Source organism: Terribacillus sp. DMT04, assembly GCF_019056395.1.
GTDB lineage: Bacteria > Bacillota > Bacilli > Bacillales > Amphibacillaceae > Terribacillus > Terribacillus aidingensis_A.
Genome location: NZ_CP077639.1, coordinates 2,126,978 through 2,149,246, shown reverse-complemented (window position 1 = coordinate 2,149,246; position 22,269 = coordinate 2,126,978). Strand labels below are relative to the sequence as shown.

Here is a 22,269-nt window from a genome sequence, read left to right as displayed (position 1 = left end):
TACCCCAAAACAGATACGATAATCGTCTCAAGTAGTTAGTGGGTATGATAACACCAGAACATAGCAGGAGGTAGACAAATGAATCTTACTGGAAATAACATTGTAATAACAGGCGGTGCATCTGGAATCGGATTTGTGTTTCAATCTGTGGACGCTATATTTGAGGGTCTGAAAGGGGGGAACAAAGAAATAGACTGCGGAACGTTTTCCAAGGCAGTGCGAATGGTGTGAGATGAGGTTGGTGGAAAAAATATACAGAATCGTGAAGTGAGAATAAAGGAGCTGATTATTGTGATCAGCTCCTTTTAATCTTATTGCTCGTCCAGCTTCCCGTAGCCGAGAAGATGCAGTGCATTTTTTAGCGTGGACTGTGTTGTAATCGAACGGAATTCCAATCCGAGTGATACCATAGTTTGTGCAATCTCCGGTCGAATACCAGTAATAATCGTTTTAATACCACTTAATCGAAGTGACTGTACGATATGAAAAATTTGATCGGCAACCATCGTATCAATCATCAGAACACCGGAAACATCTAAGATAATATTATCCAAATCCAATGCGCTCCCTTGGGTTAACGCTGTTTCCATAATCAATTTGGCGCGATGTGTATCAATTTCCCCAACAATCGGTATAACAGCCAATCCTTCATAAATAGGAACGACTGGAACCGACAGTTCTTCCAGCGCACTATACGCGATGCTTACCATCTTTTTGTTATGGCTCTCGAATTGTCGGCCGATTTCAAAGCTGACAGTTTCCAGCATCGGATCAATAATCTTCGATACATCGAGCATCGTAATCGCCGCAAAATGCCGCTCCTCCAGCTCCTCAGTGAAAATATCCCAAATGACACTGCGGAAATTGGAAACATACTGCAAGGTAGCCGTTAAAGAAATGTTCATATCAGTTGCTGCTTGGCCTGCTCTCGATCCCCAGCTAAGGAAGTGCTGTTTTACTTCTTCTTTATTTTCCTCCGGCAGAAGAACTGAACCAATTATATACACGAGTTCAGCGTTAAAATCATAAAGCTCCTCGTTAGGAAGAGATAAAAGACGAAGATCATGACCTAAATTCGAATCAAGGCGTTGAAGCACAGACTTAGCTATTATATCTTTATTCTCCTGTATCTTCTCTCCTATGTATCTCAATTCATCCTTCATAACTAACGTCCCCTTTTATTGTCGTACTTCCTTAAGGATAAGCCAAGTGACAACCGAAGGGAAGTGAAAAGTGGTATTTAATATACTTCAATTCCTATCATAAAAATTCAAGCCAACAACATGGCTATATTCGTCATAATGTACAATAATGACTTTATAAATACCCAAAAGAGAAAAAAGAGTGAGGAATTAGTGGATGGGAAAATATGTGCGGTTCTGTATGTATCATACACGTAAAGAAGAAGTAATGGATACGATATGATTTAATCTTTTTTCAAAGAAAAGGGTATGGCAGATTAGCAAGGAAACTCCTGCTTATAAGAAGAAAGACATTCTTCAAACAGATAAGGTCTTTGTGGGCTATCATCCAGAGAATCATGGTGCGCATAACGTGTATGCAGGATTAGGATTTGTTGATGAAGGAGATAGATTTGGAAAAGAGATGTGTGTGGTTAAGTATTAGAATTGATTAGCATACACCGTTTGTACTGTGAACACATCAAAGGATAGCGCGCAACAGAACTTCTTTGTTTTGTGATCTGCGAAAATTGTAAAAACCAGGTTTGCTGGCACAGACCTGGTTTCTTATAACCACTACACACCGTTATTCTCTTCATCTGCTTTGATAGCCTGGTCAAGTTTATCGATTAATAATGACCAGATGATTCCCAATAAAATTGAGTAAATGGCGATGATACATAAGATATCTACAGCAGCTTCCATTAAATTGTTCCCTCTGACATACTGTATGGCGAGATGTCCAAAAAAGTAAATACAGGGTGCAAAAACATGTAGAGTTAGATAAATCAGTTTCTTAGGTTTCATTATAACCACCCCTAGAACATGCTGGAAATTGGATGCCATTATTGTAGCAGAGATGATTAAAGTATCCTATACATCTATAAAGCTTTGCGCTGATAAATAAAAGTGGTTATCCCCCATGAAGTACCATAGACTACCAAGATTGCTAGTGCAGTCCCTGTATACAATATAGGTACAGATATATTGGCAAGAAAGTCAATTACAGTTGTCAGGTATTGATGATAGTTAGAAGCAATCCTAGAGATTAAAATTGTTGTAAGGATAAAACTAAACATTAAAACACTACTAATATGTCCCTGTTTAAATATATAGAATAGAGGAAAGCTGATGGCGACAAATAATAAGAATAAACTTGTACTAATCACAATATGTGTCATTGTAAAAGGCTTGTGGAAAACATATAATGCAGCGCTGGTTATTCCCGTTGCAATAACCATATAGATGACTGCTCCTAGATAGCGCGATGCAATAATTTCATTCCGTGTGTACGGTAAAGAATTTAATAAAATATTTGTCTCCGTTTTTTCATCATAAGCATACGTGTTAAATGGAATATATATACTGGCAATCAGAAAGATTATAATTGGATGTGCCTTCATAATGATAAAGAATAATATAAAGGGTATAAGGACAAATAAGCCCCATTTTTGAAGTATAACATCTCGTCTAATTAAATTAAACATGCTGTATACCGCCTTTCACATAGTACATAATGTCTTCCAACGTAGCGCGTTCAATAACCGCGTTATCTCCAAATGTATTTTCCGCTCCGGCAGGATCATCTGTTAATGCTTCGAATCCAGCGGAGGATTGATGAATATGAACAAAAGCTTCTTTCGTGTCTCGATCCAGCAACTCTGTTTTTCCTTTCACAATTGCATAATTTTCACTTACCTCGTGAATCGTCTTATTAAATATCAGTTGTCCTTTGTGTAGGAAAGCTATATAATCTGCGATGCGGTCTAAATCTGTGGTGATATGAGTGGAGAAAAAGATGGTGCGGTTGCCATCTAACATTACTTCTTGTAATAACCCAAGCAATTCTCGTCTGAAAATAGGGTCCAGCCCAGCAGTAGGTTCATCCATAATGATTAGCTCGGCATTGTGGGAAAGCGCGATAGCCAAGGAAGCTTTCATTTGCATGCCCTTTGAGAATTTCTTTATTGATTTGTTCAGCGGTAATTCGAATTGATCCGTATAGTGAGAGAATAGAGCATTATCCCAATGTTTATATGCTGGTGCAACAATGCGTTTAATATCTTTTAGATTAAGACCTTCATAAAAAACGTTACTATCATACACAAAACCTATGCGTTCCTTGATTTCTTTTTCATGCTTTTTGTAATCCAGTCCAAAAACTCTCACTTCACCAGAATCAGGCCTTAATAAATTCATCATCATTTTAATTGTCGTAGACTTACCAGCACCATTAGCGCCGATAAAACCATGCACAAACCCGCGCTTCACTTGCAGGTTCAGGTCCTTAACAGAGAAATCCTTGAATTGCTTTGTCACATTGTTTAATTCCACTACATTATCCATGCACGTCACTCCTCGTATAAAATCTTCATTATCTGCTGCAGCTCATCAAGGGAGAGGCCGATTTCTCTGCTGTTTGTTATAACTGCGCTAAGCTGCTCCTCAATGACCTTCAGTTTTTTCTCTTTTATGAGATCGAGATTTTGCTCCGCAACAAAAGATCCTTTTCCAATAATGGAATAAATAAATCCTGCTTTTTCTAATTCTTCATAAGCCCGTTTTGTTGTGATAACGCTAATCTGTAAATCCTTAGCGAGCTTGCGCATGGAAGGGATAGGAGATCCTTCTTGCAGCTCACCGGTTAAAATAGACGATTTAATCTGATTCGTAATTTGTTCATAAATCGGCTCCTTCGAACTGTTTGAAATTATAATTTGCATGCCGGTCCCTCATCTGCTTTTTAGTAGAACGCATTCTTTTGTGTATGTATTCAAAGCCACTGATTTTGTTGTAGAAAGCCAACTCAAGTGTGAGTAGATATTCGTTATAATGTATATACACTGTATGTACAATATATACAAATTTGAACCGTTTTGCAACCTTTATATTGAAATGATGGAAAAAATAATACTTACTGTAGGAATTTATAAAGTATAAGTAAATTAACAGATATGTTTTGTAAGATCTTCTTGAGTCAAATAATACAGGTAACAGAAAAAAAATAAATTTATGGATATAGAGGAGGGAAGATTTATATGGAAATAATCTATTTGGTGATCATTTTTGTTGTCTTTTTCGTATTTCTATTTATCCCTAATTCAGCCAAAGCGTTATTTTATGTATTCTTGATTAGCGCAGTGATATCTTTAGGTATATTCGTATACAAACTTTACACAATGCAATCAATTAAACGTACATTGCTGGATTCATTCGGATTAATTGACGTCCTCGTTCTTGCGCTTGCGGTTTTCTTAGTTGTTGATAAGCTGTCGAAGAAGAAAAAGTAAAATAAGTAAATAATGTAAATGCGGCAGAGAGTATTATCTCTGAGGAGAAATGTTATGGATAAGATCATAATGGAATCTATAAAACAAATCGTTAACATTCCGCTAATTCCTGTTCACCCTCTGGCATTCCTTTACATAAGCTACATGGACTAAATAAATACCTGACGCAGCAACCCTGAAGAGAGCAAGGAGGGGTTAAATTTTGAAGGATAGTGACTACAGGCCAAAACAATTACTCACCAAACGAGAAAAAGAAGTCTTTGAGCTACTGGTACAAGATAAGACGACCAAGGATATCGCACAAGAGCTTTTTATTTCAGAGAAGACGGTGCGAAACCACATTTCGAATACGATGCAGAAACTGGGAGTAAAGGGACGGTCTCAGGCTGTAGTGGAGCTCCTTCGTATGGGGGAACTGAAGCTCTGACGGGCGATTGATCTGCCTGTTGCTTGACATAGCTGACTGTAAGCAGAAAGAAATAATCGCTTGCTTTAATGGCTGCTGAAAACCGACTGTGATGGTCGGTTTTTTTGTTTTGGGGAAAAGCAATTATGATGATGTGCTGACGAATGCAGTCGATGAGGCTGATGGAGTAAGCGTTATTCTAAATTGATGCTGGACTAAAAATACAGATATGATTAAAACTATAAGAGAGTTGCCGGAACAGCACTTTTTGCTTTATACATACATATGGCTATTATCATTCATCAGGATTGCTTCTAGCCAGTTGAGGGGGACTTTTTTGTTTATACACAATGGTGAAGAGAAGAGGAAACGAATGGAGCGACTTTTCTAAGGTGTCGTCCATATTGTGCGCCGTGGTAAAGGGATAACTTATAAAAAGTTCTATTAAAACTTAGTGGGAAAACTGTTACAGTTACATTTACAGAGTAATAGGTGGGGGATTTGTATGTCTACTAAATTTAAACAATTAATACTAAAAGGTAGATTTGCAGAGGCGAAAAGCTTCTTGAAGCACTTATCTTTTGAAGAACTTGACGGGGAATTAACAGATATTGCTTTTACTTGTCCAAGTATGTCTGTTTATACATTCATGGTAAGTTTACTTATAGAAGATGAAAAAATAGAATTTCATGAAATAGCTTTTGAATTGCTTGTTAATCCGCTTTGTCATATAGAGGGAGCCTATCATGCGGCTCTTTATCACGCAAGACGCTGTATTGCGTTAGCTGATCAGCAGGAGTTAGCTGGATACTTATCATATTTATTGTTCTTACATGAAGTACCGGACAAAGTAATTGATGGTGAAGAAGCACTTGCTGCTGCTAGAAAAATAATAGAGCTAGACTCTGATAACAAAGTCGCTAAAGAATTTCTAGCAGATAAAATCCGATAATTGATCTCAATCTCTAGGAGTATGGTTATATGCTGCAGATTAAACAATTTATAGTCATTAAACCAATTAGGAATCTGAACAATAGTTTGATAAATACAGACGAACATGTTTGTTTCCTTGAAGATAATAAAGAAAAATTCATTGATCACTTGAAAACGAACTTAGAAGAACTCCTTGATGACAATCTCTTAAGTCTTGATGGCGGTCTTTCATTTAGGTTTAAATCTAAGGAATACTTGGGTGTAGAGTATTGGGATGATCTGCCAATGCTTTGGGCGTTCCTGTTTAACACGCTGGAAGAATGTTTAGAATTTGGTGAAGGTAAGTGCCTTTTTCCGGGTCAGCCTATTCTATTAGCAATGAAAGATGAGGGTGCAAACATTCAAGTCCAATTTGACCATAAAATTGTAAGTATCGACAGAGAGCTATTCGTGAAAGAGCTGTCGACTCATGGTAAGTTATTCTACAGCACGCTTGTAACAGATATTAATCTTGCTTCATACAAGTATAATCTCGACAGGGTTAAGCGCCTAGTATCTATGTTGTGAATAAAGCGTTGTTTTATAGATGGAGGTATTCTGTGAAATATGTTGTGATGGCTATATATGCGTTTGTTATCTTCTATACATTCGAATTAGTGTACCCTGATAGAAATTTCGCTCGCTTAGTTATAGTAGCGGTGTTGCTATTTGGTGGCTGTTTTACTATTGAAAAGTTAATGGATAGAAAAAAGTAATCTTAGATACAACCCTCCTTAATAGTGCAACTCCCTTTCTCGTAAGGGACAAGATTGACATAATTATTACAATTAAAAGAATGGTGACGAACCGTAATGATGCTGAATGAGATAGATATTTATAGTAATGAAGAAACCCCATACTTTCAAACAACTGACAAGTATAGGATACGGTTTGTATATAACTTGTTTTATAAGTATCGGAACAGAGAATTATTAAGAGATATTATACATCTAGTTACAAGTGAAGATACGCTTATTAAAGCGACATTTTGTGTCGCTTCTTATAGTGGCGGCAAAAGGTATGGCAAAAAAATAGGTGTTGGTAAATTCCTGAAGATCACAAATTGGAAAGAAAAAATTATCGATTATAGTGAGAGTTTTAAACTAATATATGCTGAGGTCAATTTTAGAAATGAGGATGTTTTTAAACTTATTTCTTATATTATTGAAGATCGGATATACGGTCCTATTGTTTTTCAAACCAAACAATATATTATTTATACCAGCACGGACGTGTTAGATATAATGGCTGAAGAAGTACAAATAAACCAACTAAAAAAAGAATTTAGTGGTTTGGTTATTACAATCGGCTGTTTGATAACTAACTGAAAGGTGTCAGTCACAGTCTTGTAAAAAGTCCGGAAGCTTACTATTATAAACTTCTATGTTATAAAAAGGCAGAACATAGTGCTGTAACTATACATATAGAAACGCAGAGTAGTCCTGCTTCATTAACATTCAGTGATGGTAACATACATAAATATTTAGAATTGCTTTCCTAACTTCAACTCTTCTACATAATTGATGCCCCAATATGTGTATAAAACGCATAGCGAGAAGTGAGACATTTCCCACCTAATGCATTAGTTCACATTTATCGCATTCCTTCATATAATTAATTCAGCTTTAAATAAATGAAGGATGGGATAGTATGGCCTATTTTGCAGGAATGATGCTCTTGATCATTGCCGTGAGCTTGGACGGTTTTGGTGTTGGAGTTACTTATGGTATGAGGCGAATCCGCATTTCTTTATTGGCGTTACTAATTATTATGTTATGTTCAGGAGTTACAGTTCTGACATCGATGTCGATTGGGAGCTTATTAACTTCTTTTATTCCTCCCGATTTTGCAGAAGTAATTGGGAGCATGATCTTAATTTCAATAGGGGGATTTAGTCTGTATAATGTTCTCCGATCTAAGAAGATTGATGAAAATGTGGAAGAGGATTTAATACCTAAAAATAAAATGGAGAACAAAGAATGGAAGATTGAAATAAAGAAATTTGGTCTGTTCATAACTGTGCTTAAAAAACCACAAATGGCTGATTTAGACCGTTCAGGTACAATTTCAGCGAAAGAATCGCTATTATTAGGTATAGCTCTTGCTTTAGATGCATTTGGTGCTGGAATTGGTGCTGCTATGATCGGGGGTTATTCACCAGTTGTAACAGCCATACTAGTTGCTTTAATGAGCGGCTTATTTGTTTTATTTGGTATTAAGTCAGGTTTTGTTTTAGCAAAAATAAGATGTCTGCAAAAAATAGTTTATTTATCACCGTGTTTATTAATAACTCTTGGATTATTTAAGATGCTTTAAATTTTTTTTCTTCTCCTATTAAGTTTGTTGTTTAGGTTTTAAGTTTAACGCTGAAATTCTCTTAGTTTAAAAGGCTAACATAAGATAATGATGTATGTCGTAGTTTATGACATCATAGCCTAAAATGAGCCAGGTGAATGGTTTTGGAGGCAGTGAAGGCGCTACAATGCTAAGTACAACAAAAAATAGATGAAGGAGAACTAGGTACAGCATGGAGAAGTAATGAGGGGTAAGTATTAAAATCGTCGGGGAGGCAAGGTTAAATGGAAGAAGTGATGACTTTTGCATCAATTATTAGCCCTATTGTAATTGCTTTAGTACAGCTGGTAAAAAAGACAGTCACTGTTAACAAACGATTCTTGCCATTGCTTAGCTTGCTGACTGGTTTGCTTATTGGTTTTCTTGCTTGGCCATTAACGGATCTTACCCTCGTTTTGCGGATTTGGTCAGGCGGTTTAGCTGGTCTGGCTGCATCAGGATTGTATTCTTTAGGGAAGAGAACTATATCTAATAGCGATAAAGATAAGGCTGCCTAAGGGCGGCCTTATTTTATTACAAGAGCCAATACAAGTGCAGCTAAACGTGTAAATATTTGTATGTTATGATGGTAAAGGATTGATTTTTACATAGTAATAAATTTTGTGAGGAGCGAGATATATGAATAACATAACAACTGTTATCGTGATTGTTGGTCTCATTGTATTGGTAGCAGTTGCGGCGCTGGCGATTGTGAAGACAAAGAAAAAGAACGCTTCCCGCACTGATCAGTATCAGGAGCATAATAAAAAAACAAAGCATGACAACAATGGAGATGTTTCTGTTTTAGCTTCTATGACAGCGTTTGAATCGGCTGATTTGGATGGAAATCATAAAAAATACCACGACACTGACTTGAGTTCCCAATCCCTTGATGCAGGCTCGAGCAGTCCAAGCTATGACGGTGGGGGCTCAGACGGCGGAGTAGGCGGCGGAGGAGAATAACTGCACGTATTCTCTAATCTGTGAAATTAGCGGTTTGTCTGGGTTTTCACCTAATATTTGCAGGTATCCCTCTTGTTCTGTCGAAACTGTACAGAAAAGGAGGGTTTTCCATGGAAATTGTGAAAAGTCTGTCTGTCGCTCCAGTCATTGCAGCATTGCCAAAATTGCAGCAGCAAATTTTCAAAGATGTTCGTGAAGCCTTTGTGCAGCAAACAGGGGCAGGGGAATTCTACACGTCCGATGAAGATGATTCAATTGTGATGCAGCCGTTCGCGGCGTTGTACAATTTATCTGTTGAGGAGATAGCAATACATTACAGCGGTGCAGAGTGTATGATTGCGCAGTTTCAGGAAACACAGTTTGGAAACTCTCCGCCAGCGGATTTTGAAAAGTGGGCGATGAAGAAAGGAAATACAGTAGTAAGTCGTTATGATGAAGAACAGAACTGTATTTTGGTCAGCATTAACGGATGCCGTACCGTTGCTTATCGTGATTTGCCGGTATCTTCTTTTTCGGAGCTGTTTCGCTCGTATACATTCAGCCCTATGTTTAAATAAAGAAGCAGACAAACAGCCGACACATGTGTGTCGGTTTTTTGCTGTTCCAGGGTAAATAGGGCGTATTCCATGCAGGTATGCGTTTTTAAAGGTATCATAAAGGGTAGGATAAAAAAGTTATAAAAAGCTCGAGAAGTTGTAGGGGGATGTACATGCAGGATTATGTGATAACAAATCAATTCATCTTTCTGTTCGCGCTGCTGCTCGTTGTGAGTGTTGTAGTGACGAAATTTTCGACTAGGTTCGGTGTTCCGGCGCTCGTTCTGTTTATCGCGGTCGGTATGATTGTCGGGAGTGATGGTTTTGGTCTCGTATATTTTGATAATGTGTATTTAGCGGAAGGAATCGGTATTTTTGCGCTGATTGTTATTTTATTTGAAGGTGGTTTGCACGCAAATTGGCAGACAATGAAGCCGGCGCTTGCTCCGGCGATTACGATGTCTACAATAGGCGTATTACTCACATCTGCTATCGTGGCAGTTGCTGCGCGTTACATATTTGATTTGCCTTGGCTGGAGTCTGTATTAATTGGATCCATTGTCGGTTCCACGGACGCTGCTGCTGTCTTTTCTGTCTTGAAAGGACAAAATGTGAAAGAAAAACTTACTTCCACATTGGAAGCAGAATCCGGTACAAACGACCCGATGGCAATGTTTTTAACCATTACTTGTATTGAATTAATTAGCGGACATGGCTCCAGTGTTGTTTCCATGATTGGCAGCTTTATCTGGGAAATGGGTGCTGGTGCCGCGATGGGGCTTTTAATCGGTTTTATTGCCGTTACAGCAATCAACCGTATCAATTTGGATACGAGCGGACTTTATCCATTGTTTGCCCTTTCTTTTGCGTTGGCAAGCTATGGCATTACATCGCTTATCCATGCATCTGGCTTATTAGCTGTGTATGTAAGTGCCTTGTATATCGGTAATGCCGAAATTACTTATCGCCGTGCCATTATACGTTTTAATGAAGGCTTCGGCTGGCTGATGCAGATTAGTATGTTTGTCTTGCTCGGATTGTTTGTATTTCCGTCAGAGCTGTTTACACCAAGCTTAATGCTTAAAGGATTTTTGCTTTCACTTGTGCTGATTTTCTTGGCGCGTCCGCTGGCTACTTTCCTCAGTCTTATTCGTTTCAGATATTCTGCGAAAGAAAAGCTGTTCATTTCCTGGGCTGGCTTAAAGGGGGCTGTGCCAATTGTGCTGGCTCTCTTCCCGTTAATTGCCGGCATCGAAAACAGTCAGCTCATCTTTAATGCTGTCTTTTTCGTCGTACTGTTGTCAACCGTCTTGCAAGGGTCAACAGTGACAGCACTCGCAACCAAGCTGAAGTTAGTAGAGCCACAGTCAACGAATGAAATTGAAACGCTCGAATTAATCAGCATGGGACGAAATAATCTGGAGATGGTAGAATATAAACCAACCGAAGTAAATGAAATTACTGGAAAATCATTAGAGCATCTGGAATTGCCAGAGACAACTTTAATTAACGCCATCCTAAGAAATGGCGAGATTATTTCGCCTAATGGTCAGACAGTCATTGAGTCCGGCGATACATTGTATATTATGGTTTCCTTACAATATAAGAAAAAACTAGCGAAATACTTACGCAGGAATACTTTAACGAAGAAGTAGCAGGGGGAATGGAACGTGTACGACACATTGACAGCCGAACGAATTGCAGCCATTGAGAAGGAATTGCGGCATATTGCTGTGATTATTAAGCAAAAAGGACGAGAGATTTTGCTGCAGTATCCAATTACAGCACCGCAATTCGTCGCGCTGCAATGGCTGGCAGACAAAGGCGATTTAACGACAGGGGAACTATCTCAAACAATTAAGCTGGCCATTAGTACGACGACAGATATCGTGGATCGGCTGGAGAAAAACGAACTGGTAAAGCGTGTGCGTGATGAAAAGGACCGGCGCATCGTGCGTGTGCATATCCTGGAAAAGGGAGAGCAAATCATTACGGAAGTGATCAAGAAACGACAAGCTTATCTCGGACATCTGCTGGAAACTTTTTCGCCGGATGAAGCAGATCAGCTGCAGTTGCTCTTACATAAGTTACACGGTAAAATGAATGATTACGAACAGCTAGAGGCTAAAACAGAGAAGAAAAAGAGGAGATAAACGTGGATTATCCAATAGGGGTCATCGATTCAGGAGTAGGGGGACTGACGGTTGCCAGAGAATTAATGCGGCAGCTGCCAAAAGAGAACCTTATTTACGTAGGTGATACGCTGCGCTGCCCATATGGTCCGCGGCCAGAAGAGGAAGTTGTGGAATTTACTTGGGATATGGTAAATTTCCTCCTGGAGAAGAATATTAAAATGCTTGTGATTGCTTGTAACACGGCGACAGCTTTTACTTTAGAAGAACTGAAGCAAAAGCTGGACATACCAGTTGTCGGTGTTATTGAACCAGGCGCACGGGCAGCAATCAAAACAACGAACACCAATCATATAGGCGTACTAGGTACAGAAGGCACGATTCGCAGCCATGCGTACCGTAAGGCGCTTAAAAATATCAATAGTGAGCTGGAGATTGAAGGACTTGCTTGTCCGACATTTGTGCCGATGGTGGAAAAAGGCGTCATTTCTGGGCCTCTTGCACACCAGGTTGTCCAAGAGGCGTTAAAGCCGTTAGAGAATTGGAAACAGATGGACACGCTCATTCTCGGCTGCACGCATTACCCGCTCATCAAATCAGTCATTGAGGACGTGGTCGGGGATCAAGTAGAAGTTATTAGTTCTGGAGATGAAACAGCAAGGGAAGTAAGTGCCATTCTCGGTTTCAAACGAAAACTATATGAAGGAACGCGTCCTGTTTCCCATCAATTTTATGCAACAGGTGATACACATCTGTTTATGAAAATCGCAAACATGTGGCTGCAGCGGCCAGTTACGGAAGTAGGCAGAATTAAATTCGGCTAATCGCACTCTATCTAAATAAAGATGGTCTAAATCCTTTGATGGCTCGTATACATGATAGTACAAACCATCAAGGGGGAAGAAGTGCGTATGAATAAGAAAATAGCAGGTCTTTTCACTAGCGTAATAGGCCTTTCCATTTTACTGGCCGGATGTTCACTAAAAGGAGAGCAAGCAATCGATGAAGTAGATGTGCCGCAGGATACCACATATGTGGACAAGCTGGAAGAAAGTGCACTTGAGCCAGGCGCAACTGACGCATCGCCAGCAGAGGGAGAAACACCTGTTGAAGGTGAATCCGCAGGAAGTGAAGAAGCACCTGCTGAAGGCGAAGAACCAGCAGAAGGTGAAGAAAAGCAGCCTGAAGATGAAACGAACAAAGGAGAAGTCGCTGAATCTGCTACTGCCAAACGTCAGCTATTCCTGATGGATGCGAATAACATGGTAGTACCGATGACGTTTGAATTGCCGCAAACAAATGAAGTAGCCAAAGAAACATTGGAATACCTTGTCAAAGACGGTCCTGTAACGGACATGCTTCCAAACGGATTCCAGGCTGTATTGCCGGCAGGTACAACGATCAACGGCATTGATGCCAAAAAAGACGGCACATTAGTAGTCGACTTCTCAAAAGAATTCAATGAATACCAAGCAGCAAACGAGAAGAAAATTCTCGAGTCGATTACGTACACACTCACGCAGTTTGAAAATGTAAAAAATGTGTCTGTCCGTGTAGAAGGACAAGAATTGGCGAAAATGCCAGTCGATGGTACGCCAATCGGCAAGAGCTTATCTCGTGCTGATGGTATTAACTTGATGGACAACGGTATTACAACAGTTGATAGTAAATCTGTGACACTATACTTCCCAGCAGAAGCAGTCGATGGAGCAGCTTATGAAGTGCCAGTCACAGAGCGTATTAGCAGCAACGCAGAAAATAGTTACGAAGCAGTAGTTAAATCCTTGATTGACGGTCCTGCGATGGACAGCAGCCTATCCAACGTATTTAACACTGGCTCTGCTTTAACATCTGAACCAACGTTGAAAGATGGCGTACTGAATCTCGAATTCAACAAAGAAGTGCTGAGCAACGCAGACGAAGCAGCCATCTCTGATCAGCTGATGGAAACGCTAGTAATGAGCTTAACGGAAATGGCAGATGTGGAAGCAGTAAACGTGAAAATAGAAGGCGTGGAAGAAGTGTTCAATGAACAAGGCGAAGCATACGCAGAGCCAGTGACAAGAGAACAATACGTACCAGCCGAAAAATTATAAGTATGAAAAAGTCCGGTCAGCTGACTGGACTTTTTTTGTGCTTGAAAAGAATTGCTGAACTTTTGCAATGACAGCGGTTAGAAGGATATACTTTAGAAGTAAGAATTACATAATATTTAGCAAGTTTCCATTTAGGGTATAGAAACAGAGTTACGTTTATTGGAGGGATTATGATGAATAAAATAATTATCGCAACAAAAAACGCTGGAAAGCTAAAAGAATTTAAAGCATTCTTCGAGCAATATGATATGACAGCATATGGTCTCGACGAATTAGACAAGCAATTTGATGATGTTGAAGAAACTGGGACAACTTTTGAGGAGAACGCAGCCTTAAAGGCAGAAACGATAGCGGGCTTTTTGCAAGTCCCAGTTCTTGCCGATGATTCTGGTTTGGAAATTGATGCTTTAGATGGTCGCCCGGGTGTTTATTCTGCTCGTTATGCTGGAGAAGCTAAGAGTGATCAAGCGAATATGGACAAAGTACTGGAAGAGCTCCAAGGTGTTCCAACCGTCGAACGCACAGCGCGTTTTGTCTGTGTACTTGCTGTTTCACAGCCTGGTAAAGAAACGTTCTACGCGCGAGGACATGTGGAAGGTATCATAACCGAAGCGCCACAAGGTGAACATGGTTTCGGTTATGACCCAGTCTTCCAGCCAGAAGGCTATGAGAAAACGATGGCGCAGTTAGATCCGGCTGAGAAAAACCAAATTAGCCATCGTAAACAAGCGATGGTCCATTTGGAAAAGTGGCTGAATGAACAAGCGAAGTGAGGGAGATAGATGAAGCTATTAATCACAAGTGATAGTCATGGGCTTACATCAGAAGTAGCATTGCTGAAACAGCGTCATGAAGAGGAAGTTATCGGAAGTATCCACTGTGGTGATTCGGAGCTGCCTTTTGACGCGCCGGAAATGGCAGGGTATTACCGTGTTGCAGGTAATTGTGATTTTGACAGAGCATATCCCGAAGTAGAGCAGCTAACTGTTGATGACTTACCAATCTTGATCACACACGGTCATCTATATGGGGTAAAAGCCAGCCTGCGTTCTTTGGAGCAGCTGGCGATGGAAAAGGATGCGAAGATAGTTTGCTACGGACATTCCCATGTGGCGAGAGCTGATGTGATCAATGGCCGGCTTTACATCAATCCTGGAAGCATCCGCCTGCCAAAGCAATCGCCGCACCCGACTTATTGTATGTTGTCCTACGAAGACAAAATTGCGACTGTCCGTTTTCACACAATGGATGGAAAAGAAGTGCAGGAACTGGAGAAATCTGTCTCGTTCAGCTGATTCCGGACAAAAAATTGTAACCTTTTGCTTGCCGAATTGCCTCGAACTTACGTTATACTAGTGTAATGTTACGAATAGAGGTGATTCTGAATGAATGAATCCGATTTCGGTTATAAACCAAATCATAAAAAACGCAATTATCGTCCGCTTGTCATTTGGCTGACTATCATTATTGATGGATTGGTTGTTGTATTAAGCGGCTTACCGCCTGTCGAAGATTTTGATTTATTCGACGTTCACATCCTGCCAATGCTAAACGCAATATTCAACAGCTTTACGTTCATCTTCCTGCTGTTGGCATTAATCTTCATCATGAAGAAGAAAATAATATGGCATAAGCGCTTCATCTACGCAGCGTTTATCACAACCACATTATTTTTAGTGTCTTATGTGTCTTATCACTACTTAGCGGGAGATTCATCCTTCGGCGGGGAAGGTATCATTCGTCCTATTTATTTCTTTATCTTAATTACGCATATCGTGCTGGCAGCAGTCATCGTACCGTTAGCTCTTGCATCGATCACGCGTGCCTGGAACATGGACGTGCCAAAACACCGCAAGATTGCTCGCTGGACAATGCCATTATGGCTTTATGTCAGTCTAACAGGTGTCATCGTTTACCTAATGATCCGCCCGTATTATTAATGAAATTGCTCCGGGATACCGGAGCAATTTTTAAAATCTAAAAAAACTGTTGACGAATAGAAACATATCGTGTATTATTAATCTTGTCCTTGAGAGAGGGCAACATACATAAACGCATTACGCGGGTGTAGTTTAGTGGTAAAACCTCAGCCTTCCAAGCTGATGTCGAGGGTTCGATTCCCTTCACCCGCTCCATGTCCCAATAGCTCAGCTGGATAGAGCAACAGCCTTCTAAGCTGTGGGTCGGGGGTTCGAATCCCTCTTGGGACGCTAATTGAAAAGGAAGAGAGCGGGACATAACTCCTCTCTGACACAAAAAAGATCTCGGTCACCAGGAAAATGGTGACCGAGATCTTTTTTGATCTGATATTTTTTGAATTCCTTACTATACTTGCTGATCTGGCGGTGAACTTCCTGATGTTCACCGCCATGAAGGCGAATCCTAATTCGTTTTCCACTTTCTCTTTACTTCGTACCGAGAAACGAGTGAAACACAAATGAGCCTTCAGAAATCCGAAGACTGGCTCGACATCTATTTTACGTTTCCCGTAAATTTTCCCTGTTTCTTTTTCGCTGAGTAATTGCTGGGTATATGCTTTTTGTTTTTCCCATCTTTCGTTGTAATAGATTTTCCGGTTGTTTCCTTCTTTCGCTTTCGTACATTCTGCACGTAAGGGACAAGCAGTACAATCGTCACATTCATACACGCGATAATGACGCTTGAATCCAAATTTGTCGCATCTTTCGGATAGGTACCGAAACGCTAATTTCCGGTTATTCGGGCAAGTGAAAAAGTCGCCTTCGGCATCGTAATCCCAGTGAGCTACTTGGTAAGGATCTTGTTTATATTTCTTTTGCTTTTCTTTTCGGTAGTGATTATAGGTGATGAGAGGGATGCGCTTCCGATTATTTACCACATCATCATAATTTTGCTCACTGCCATATCCGGCATCCGCGACAATATAGTCGGGCAGCTCAAAAAAGTCCCGTTCAATCTTATCAAGGAAAGGGATAAAAGTTCGCGTATCCGTAGGATTCGGGAACACATCATAGGCCAGGGCATATTGACCTTCAGTAGCCAGCTGCACATTGTACCCAGGTTTAAGCTGGCCATTTTTCATATAATCATCTTTCATGCGCATAAAAGTGGCACCATGGTCAGTTTTGGAGTAGCTATTTCTGTCTCCGAAGATTTCCATGTCGACCTGATATTTTGATTTCCGTTTAATGAAATCATTGACTTGCTTTCGGTACTGTTTTGGTGCTTTACGTTCGGAACGAAGCTGCTTGCGTTCGGCAGTATCATCACTTGCTTCTATGCGACGATCGTATTCCTGCACTTTTTCGTCCAGTTTTTCTGCTACTTTTGTTAACTCTTCGCCCGATAGGGCTTCGGGGTTCTCCAGCTCGATTGCGGGGATAATTTCCTGCTCCAACAGTTCTTCATACATCTGAGCCGATCTTTCCACCAATTGCGTACTGTATTTCTCAGTGGACTTCCGCCATACAAAAGTAAACTTGTTGGCATTTGCTTCGATTTTGGTGCCATCAATAAAAATGGCTTCTTCTTCAATGACTTTTTCTTGAACCAGCTGGCTGCGAAATTGGACAAAGCACTGGCGTAAGAGTTCTTTTACGTGAGGGTTCACACGGAATCGGTTGATGGTGCGATAGCTGGGCTGATAATCTTGGGCAAGCCACATCATGCGTACGCTGTCTTGAAGTAATGACTCAATCTTACGGCCCGAGAAAACGGATTGCGTATAGGCACATAAAATAATCTTCATCATCATGCGAGGGTGATAAGCAGGGTGTCCGGTTTCCCGACGGAAACCGTCAAAAGCTTCATCTGGAATACTTTCTACTAAATGGTTAACGGTAAAAGCAATATCATTTTCAGGTAATTTTCTTTCCAAATCTAGAGGTAAAACGACTTCACACATGGTATAATGTTTAAACATAAGGACCCTCCTCTTTTGTGTTTTGTGTCGTAACTTAATTCTATCAGAGGGGTCCTTTTTTTGCTTCTATAAACGATACATTAACGATAAAAAGATGAGGCAGACATCTCCGAATTCTCGGAGACGCCTGCCTCATTTTAATTACTCATTTTTTGGGTTTTGTCCCAGTCTCTTCCTTTTTTGTTTTAGTAGATAGGCTGATCCGTTGTTATTTAGTTAGCTCTAAAATAACTAGTATGATTGTTAATACATATCAGTAATGTCTAAAAAAATGAATTATAATGAAAAAATACCATCTTGCGCTAAACTAAAAAGAGCAGATGGAGATTTTCTTTGATGCACATGAACAAAGATAAAATTGTTTTGTGCTTTTTAATTAGTCATAAATGTTATTATTAATTATTTTACAGGGGACTTGTTAGGTTTATGATGTTGTATTTGATTTTAATGGCGTTGCATGCAATACATGCTACGATTATAGACTTTTATAACGAGTGGAAAAGCAGGAGGTTGTTTTTTATACGAAGGGGACATATGCAAACCATTATAAATGTGAATTAGTAAAGGGATCTAGTTTAGAGCTAGATTTCTTTACTAATTACGTGCGGTAAGCATGTAATAATGCTTGCATTTTTCCTTAGTAAAAAACCATTCGAGTGAAGTGCCTAACCAAATATCGGGTACATATAGGAGTGAAAGGGGCTGCTATCTCATGGGATTTTTAATATTTTTACTATACATTAGTTCTATTGTAAGTTTCTTGTTGGGTTATGCGTATTTGAATGATAAAGCTGAAGATTTACTAATGTGGAGTTTTACAGACAAACTTGAGAAAGTAACGGACAAAGATGGATATAAAAAACAACAAGGGACCTATTCAATTGTAATGGGCATTATATTTTTTTTAGTTCCTGTTTCCATATTTACAATTGAAAAGTTTGCTATTAATCCTAAATTTCTATATGGATGGATAGTTGTTTTAGCGATTGTTTCTATATCAAATGCTATTTTGATTAGAAAGTATTTTAGATAGATATACCGAAGTTGTCGGTTTTAAAATAACCTCAAGTAATCTTCCTTTTTATATGTGTTCAACCTGTTCAGCCATCCTTTTTTCGTTCTTTCCTCTTCAATGCACTTGTTTTAATGCACCAGTACGAGTAGCTAATTGTTTTTGCAGCTTTATAAATTGTGACTATCCTCCTCAGCCGAAAACACTTCCTCCAATTTTTAACCATTTACCTCTGTTTTCTGTAATGCCAATTACCCACCCTTTTGATAAACTAAATATTGTAAACGCTTACATCAACAACAAACAAAGGGGGATGTGGGATGAGAAGAAAGTCTGTATTGGTTGCATGGGGTTTGATCTTGGTTTTGCTGCTTGCTGCTTGTAGTGGCGGAGGCAGCAGTTCGAGTGGTGGTTCTGGTTCAGAAGATGGCAAGGTGACGCTGCGGATGGCTTGGTGGGGTGATCAGCCGCGAAATGATTATACGGCTAAAGTTATTGAGATGTATGAAGAGCAAAATCCTGATGTAAATATTGAAGCAGAGTATGCGAGCTGGGATGACTATTGGCAGAAGCTTTCTCCTCAGGCTGCCGCAAATGAACTGCCGGATATCGTGCAGATGGATGTGTCTTATCTAGCGCAATATGCACAAGGCAATAAATTGGCCGATCTGACACCTTATCTTGGTGAGCAGATTGATACGAGCAACATGACCGAAGACTACGTGAATGGCGGAAAGATAAATGATGGGATTTATGGTATGAATACGGGTGTAAACGCCGTTGGGTTCCATTATAATCCGGACTTATTAGAAGAAATAGGACTTGATCGTGAAATTCCAGAAGAATGGACATGGGAGGATTACCAGTCCATGTCTGATAAAGCAGCTGCGAAAGGTATTTACTTTGACACACACTTAAAACCAGATGTGTTCTTTGATTATTATCTTCGCAGTAATGGTGCTCGTTTGTATGCGGAAGATGGCAGCGGTCTTGGCTACAAAGATGATCAGTTGTTCGTCGATTATTTCGACATGATAGCCAAGCAAGTAGAAAAAGGTTCTACGCCAACACCTGATGTACTTGCGCAGATAACAGGCATTGAAGATGATCCAGTTGTAAAAGGAGAAGGCGTTGGGATTTTCCAATGGTCCAACCAGTTTGTCGGTTTGAAGCAGGTGGCAGAGAAGCCGCTTGAAATCGCGCCAATGCCGGGACCGGGTACATCAGATGGCTTGTACTTAAAGCCGGGTATGTTCTTCTCTGTTTCACAAAACTCCGAACATAAAGAAGCTGCTGCTGATTTCTTGAACTTCTTTATGAATGACATTGAAGCGAACAAATTAATTCTAGGTGACCGTGGTGTGCCGGGCTCATCGGAGGTTAAAGAAGCATTGATGAGTGAAGTGTCGGAAGCGCAGGCACAAGTATTTGAATACGTAGCTTGGGCGGAACAGAATAGTTCGCCGATGGGAGCACCGGATCCTGCAGGTGCTGGTGAGGTGATCGAGCTGTTAGACACAATTTCTGAACAAATCAGCTATGGTCAGGTTACACCGGAAGAAGCAGCAAAAAGCTTCCGCAGCCAAGCAGAAGGTATGCTCGGGCAATAGAAGCGCACCGTGATAAAGCGGAAAGCTGATTCAGAGGTCAGCTTTCTGTCTTCATCACACTTCTAAAAGAGAGGGGTGGAGTGGGTTGAATTCACGTTTGCAACGTAATTTATGGGGTTATGTTTTTATCGGTCCATTCGTTATTGGCTTTTTATGCTTTACGATTATTCCTATGCTGGCTTCCTTATATTTCTCGTTTACAAGTTATGGTCTGTTTGATGCGCCGAAATGGATAGGATTAGATAACTATATAAAAATGTTCACAGAGGACCCGCGTTATCTGCAGTCATTGAAGGTAACGGTCATTTACGTACTAGGCGGTGTACCTTTAAGATTGGCATTTGCGTTACTTGTTGCCATGCTGCTAAATGCTGGATCAAGAGCAGTTGGTTTGTACCGGACTATGTATTATCTGCCTTCCTTAATCGGCGGAAGTGTAGCGGTTGCAATCATGTGGCGTAATATCTTTGGTGATGAAGGAATCGTGAACTTAGCTTTAGGTGGTCTTGGTTTGGATGCTGTTCGCTGGTTTGGAGAGCCGACAGCTGCTTTATGGATGTTGATTTTCTTGTCTATATGGCAATTTGGATCATCGATGCTGATCTTCCTGGCTGGATTAAAATCCATTCCGTCCAGTTTTTATGAAGCAGCTAGTGTAGATGGAGCAAACTTCTTCCAAAAATTCTTCCAGATTACCTTGCCAATGTTAAGCCCGGTTTTGCTTTTCAACATCATCATGCAGACTATTGCTGCATTTATGACATTTGTACCGGCATTTATTATCTCCAAAGGCACAGGCGGCCCGCTGGATGGTACGCTGCTGTACTCCCTGTATCTTTTCAAACAAGGGTTTGAGTACTTCAACATGGGATATGCTTCCGCGATGGCGTGGGTAATGCTGCTGATTGTAGCTGCTTTGACAGGGATTATATTCTGGACGTCCAAGTACTGGGTGCATTATGAGTCGGAGGTGAAGTAGCTTTGGCTAATTCAAAAGTTAAATATCTTCTTTATCATATTTTAGTCGGAGGCTTTGCAATCCTGCTGCTGTATCCGGTGATCTGGCTGTTAGTCAGTTCATTTAAGGAAAGTAAAGATATATTTGTCACGGCAGGTTCGCTTATTCCGAATCCATTCACGCTTGTCAATTACCCGCAAGGATGGGAAGGGTTTGGCGGATACGGGTTTGGGACATTCATTAAAAATACGATTGTATTTGTTTTCTGGATGCTTGTTGGTCATTTGATATCTTGTTCATTAATTGCTTTCGGATTTGCCAGATTAAAGTTTGTTGGCCGTGGATTTTGGTTTGCCATTATGCTGGTGACATTGATGCTTCCTTACGAGGTAGTCATGATCCCGCAGTACATCATTTTCTCAGAACTAGGCTGGCTTAACTCACTGAAACCGCTTGTTGTTCCAGCTTTCTTTGGACACCCATTCTTCATCTTCTTGCTCGTTCAATTTATTCGAACGATACCGAGGGAGCTGGATGAAGCTGCGACAATTGATGGCGCTAACACATTCCAAATCTTTTATAAAGTAATTCTGCCGCTGATTGTACCTGCATTAGCAACGACGGCAATCTTCACATTCTATTGGACATGGGATAACTTGCTTGGACCGGTACTGTATTTAAATAGTCCGGAAAAGTACACCGTTTCGATGGCACTGAACATGTTCCTAAGTAATGAGACAGTCTCCAACTGGGGAGCGATGTTTGCCATGTCGATGGTTACACTTGTCCCGGTATTTGTCATCTTCTTCATCTTCCAGCGTTATGTTGTAGAAGGTATCAGTACAACTGGTCTAAAAGGCTAGGAAAGGAGCGGTATG

At 40.2% G+C, this 22,269-nt stretch carries 26 protein-coding genes, 2 tRNA genes and 1 pseudogene; 23 read left to right on the top strand and 6 right to left on the bottom strand.

The window, feature by feature from the left end; genetic code table 11:
• Nucleotides 1–78: 78 nt before the first annotated feature.
• Nucleotides 79–231 carry an oxidoreductase gene (locus KS242_RS11435; protein ID WP_217321456.1) on the top strand — a complete coding sequence of 51 codons (153 nt, stop codon included), beginning with the start codon at nt 79–81 and terminating at the stop codon, nt 229–231.
• An 80-nt stretch (nt 232–311) separates the two neighbouring features.
• Here KS242_RS11435 and KS242_RS11430 read toward each other — a convergent pair whose 3' ends face one another.
• From KS242_RS11430 to KS242_RS11410, 5 genes are all read right to left on the bottom strand, one after another.
• On the bottom strand, nt 312–1,163 hold the full coding sequence (locus tag KS242_RS11430; RefSeq protein WP_217321455.1) for an STAS domain-containing protein: 852 nt from the start codon (nt 1,161–1,163) through the stop codon (nt 312–314).
• 594 nt (nt 1,164–1,757) lie between these two features.
• Complete coding sequence (locus KS242_RS11425) at nt 1,758–1,988, bottom strand: hypothetical protein (RefSeq protein WP_217321454.1); 231 nt, start codon at nt 1,986–1,988, stop codon at nt 1,758–1,760.
• Nucleotides 1,989–2,062: 74 nt separating this feature from the next.
• Nucleotides 2,063–2,668 carry an ABC-2 transporter permease gene (locus KS242_RS11420; RefSeq protein ID WP_217321453.1) on the bottom strand — a complete coding sequence of 202 codons (606 nt, stop codon included), beginning with the start codon at nt 2,666–2,668 and terminating at the stop codon, nt 2,063–2,065.
• The gene (locus tag KS242_RS11415; protein WP_217321452.1) at nt 2,661–3,527 is read right to left on the bottom strand and encodes an ABC transporter ATP-binding protein; all 867 of its coding nucleotides are present in this window, start codon (nt 3,525–3,527) and stop codon (nt 2,661–2,663) included. Before KS242_RS11415 ends, KS242_RS11420 begins: the two co-directional genes overlap by 8 nt.
• A 5-nt stretch (nt 3,528–3,532) precedes the next feature.
• Complete coding sequence (locus KS242_RS11410; protein WP_217321451.1) at nt 3,533–3,904, bottom strand: GntR family transcriptional regulator; 372 nt, start codon at nt 3,902–3,904, stop codon at nt 3,533–3,535.
• A 315-nt stretch (nt 3,905–4,219) separates the two neighbouring features.
• Between KS242_RS11410 and KS242_RS11405 the strand changes: the two genes are divergently transcribed.
• From KS242_RS11405 to KS242_RS11320, 18 genes are all read left to right on the top strand, one after another.
• Nucleotides 4,220–4,471, top strand: a complete 252-nt coding sequence (locus KS242_RS11405) for a hypothetical protein (RefSeq protein ID WP_217321450.1) — start codon at nt 4,220–4,222, stop codon at nt 4,469–4,471.
• Between the two features lie 202 nt (nt 4,472–4,673).
• A complete protein-coding gene (locus KS242_RS11400) occupies nt 4,674–4,898 on the top strand; it encodes a helix-turn-helix domain-containing protein (protein WP_077308221.1) in 225 nt (74 codons plus the stop codon).
• 484 nt (nt 4,899–5,382) lie between these two features.
• Nucleotides 5,383–5,829, top strand: coding sequence for a hypothetical protein (locus KS242_RS11395; protein ID WP_217321449.1), 447 nt, complete (start codon nt 5,383–5,385; stop codon nt 5,827–5,829).
• A gap of 29 nt (nt 5,830–5,858) precedes the next feature.
• Nucleotides 5,859–6,377 carry a hypothetical protein gene (locus KS242_RS11390; RefSeq protein WP_217321448.1) on the top strand — a complete coding sequence of 173 codons (519 nt, stop codon included), beginning with the start codon at nt 5,859–5,861 and terminating at the stop codon, nt 6,375–6,377.
• Between the two features lie 284 nt (nt 6,378–6,661).
• Nucleotides 6,662–7,177, top strand: a complete 516-nt coding sequence (locus KS242_RS11385; RefSeq protein WP_217321447.1) for a hypothetical protein — start codon at nt 6,662–6,664, stop codon at nt 7,175–7,177.
• Between the two features lie 322 nt (nt 7,178–7,499).
• On the top strand, nt 7,500–8,165 hold the full coding sequence (gene ytaF / locus KS242_RS11380; protein WP_217321446.1) for a sporulation membrane protein YtaF: 666 nt from the start codon (nt 7,500–7,502) through the stop codon (nt 8,163–8,165).
• 263 nt (nt 8,166–8,428) lie between these two features.
• Nucleotides 8,429–8,701 (top strand): holin, encoded by a 273-nt coding sequence (locus KS242_RS11375; RefSeq protein WP_217321445.1) that lies wholly within the window; start codon nt 8,429–8,431, stop codon nt 8,699–8,701.
• Nucleotides 8,702–8,822: 121 nt separating this feature from the next.
• Nucleotides 8,823–9,146, top strand: coding sequence for a hypothetical protein (locus KS242_RS11370; RefSeq protein WP_217321444.1), 324 nt, complete (start codon nt 8,823–8,825; stop codon nt 9,144–9,146).
• Between the two features lie 110 nt (nt 9,147–9,256).
• Nucleotides 9,257–9,703, top strand: coding sequence for a hypothetical protein (locus tag KS242_RS11365; RefSeq protein ID WP_217321443.1), 447 nt, complete (start codon nt 9,257–9,259; stop codon nt 9,701–9,703).
• Nucleotides 9,704–9,855: 152 nt separating this feature from the next.
• Nucleotides 9,856–11,337, top strand: a complete 1,482-nt coding sequence (locus KS242_RS11360) for a potassium/proton antiporter (protein ID WP_217321442.1) — start codon at nt 9,856–9,858, stop codon at nt 11,335–11,337.
• A 15-nt stretch (nt 11,338–11,352) separates the two neighbouring features.
• On the top strand, nt 11,353–11,835 hold the full coding sequence (locus KS242_RS11355) for a MarR family winged helix-turn-helix transcriptional regulator (protein ID WP_254391691.1): 483 nt from the start codon (nt 11,353–11,355) through the stop codon (nt 11,833–11,835).
• A 2-nt stretch (nt 11,836–11,837) separates the two neighbouring features.
• The gene (racE, locus tag KS242_RS11350; RefSeq protein ID WP_217321441.1) at nt 11,838–12,638 is read left to right on the top strand and encodes a glutamate racemase; all 801 of its coding nucleotides are present in this window, start codon (nt 11,838–11,840) and stop codon (nt 12,636–12,638) included.
• Nucleotides 12,639–12,725: 87 nt separating this feature from the next.
• Nucleotides 12,726–13,910, top strand: a complete 1,185-nt coding sequence (locus tag KS242_RS11345; protein WP_217321440.1) for a GerMN domain-containing protein — start codon at nt 12,726–12,728, stop codon at nt 13,908–13,910.
• A 173-nt stretch (nt 13,911–14,083) separates the two neighbouring features.
• Nucleotides 14,084–14,683 carry an XTP/dITP diphosphatase gene (locus tag KS242_RS11340; protein ID WP_217321439.1) on the top strand — a complete coding sequence of 200 codons (600 nt, stop codon included), beginning with the start codon at nt 14,084–14,086 and terminating at the stop codon, nt 14,681–14,683.
• Nucleotides 14,684–14,692: 9 nt separating this feature from the next.
• Entirely contained in the window at nt 14,693–15,205 is a 513-nt protein-coding gene (locus KS242_RS11335; RefSeq protein ID WP_217321438.1) for a metallophosphoesterase, read from the top strand.
• A gap of 90 nt (nt 15,206–15,295) precedes the next feature.
• Entirely contained in the window at nt 15,296–15,850 is a 555-nt protein-coding gene (locus tag KS242_RS11330; protein ID WP_217321437.1) for a DUF420 domain-containing protein, read from the top strand.
• A 121-nt stretch (nt 15,851–15,971) separates the two neighbouring features.
• Nucleotides 15,972–16,045 (top strand) — tRNA-Gly (locus KS242_RS11325).
• Nucleotide 16,046: 1 nt separating this feature from the next.
• A tRNA-Arg gene (locus KS242_RS11320) sits at nt 16,047–16,120 on the top strand.
• A 44-nt stretch (nt 16,121–16,164) separates the two neighbouring features.
• On the opposite strand, the pseudogene KS242_RS11315 reads toward KS242_RS11320, so the two are convergent.
• Nucleotides 16,165–17,811: pseudogene (locus KS242_RS11315) on the bottom strand (IS1182 family transposase); the annotation flags it as partial.
• Nucleotides 17,812–18,523: 712 nt separating this feature from the next.
• Between KS242_RS11315 and KS242_RS11310 the strand changes: the two are divergent.
• From KS242_RS11310 to KS242_RS11295, 4 genes are all read left to right on the top strand, one after another.
• On the top strand, nt 18,524–18,844 hold the full coding sequence (locus tag KS242_RS11310; RefSeq protein ID WP_217321436.1) for a DUF3784 domain-containing protein: 321 nt from the start codon (nt 18,524–18,526) through the stop codon (nt 18,842–18,844).
• Nucleotides 18,845–19,143: 299 nt separating this feature from the next.
• A complete protein-coding gene (locus tag KS242_RS11305) occupies nt 19,144–20,433 on the top strand; it encodes an ABC transporter substrate-binding protein (RefSeq protein ID WP_217321435.1) in 1,290 nt (429 codons plus the stop codon).
• An 85-nt stretch (nt 20,434–20,518) separates the two neighbouring features.
• On the top strand, nt 20,519–21,412 hold the full coding sequence (locus tag KS242_RS11300; RefSeq protein ID WP_217321434.1) for a carbohydrate ABC transporter permease: 894 nt from the start codon (nt 20,519–20,521) through the stop codon (nt 21,410–21,412).
• A 2-nt stretch (nt 21,413–21,414) separates the two neighbouring features.
• Complete coding sequence (locus tag KS242_RS11295) at nt 21,415–22,254, top strand: carbohydrate ABC transporter permease (protein WP_217321433.1); 840 nt, start codon at nt 21,415–21,417, stop codon at nt 22,252–22,254.
• Nucleotides 22,255–22,269: the final 15 nt, after the last annotated feature.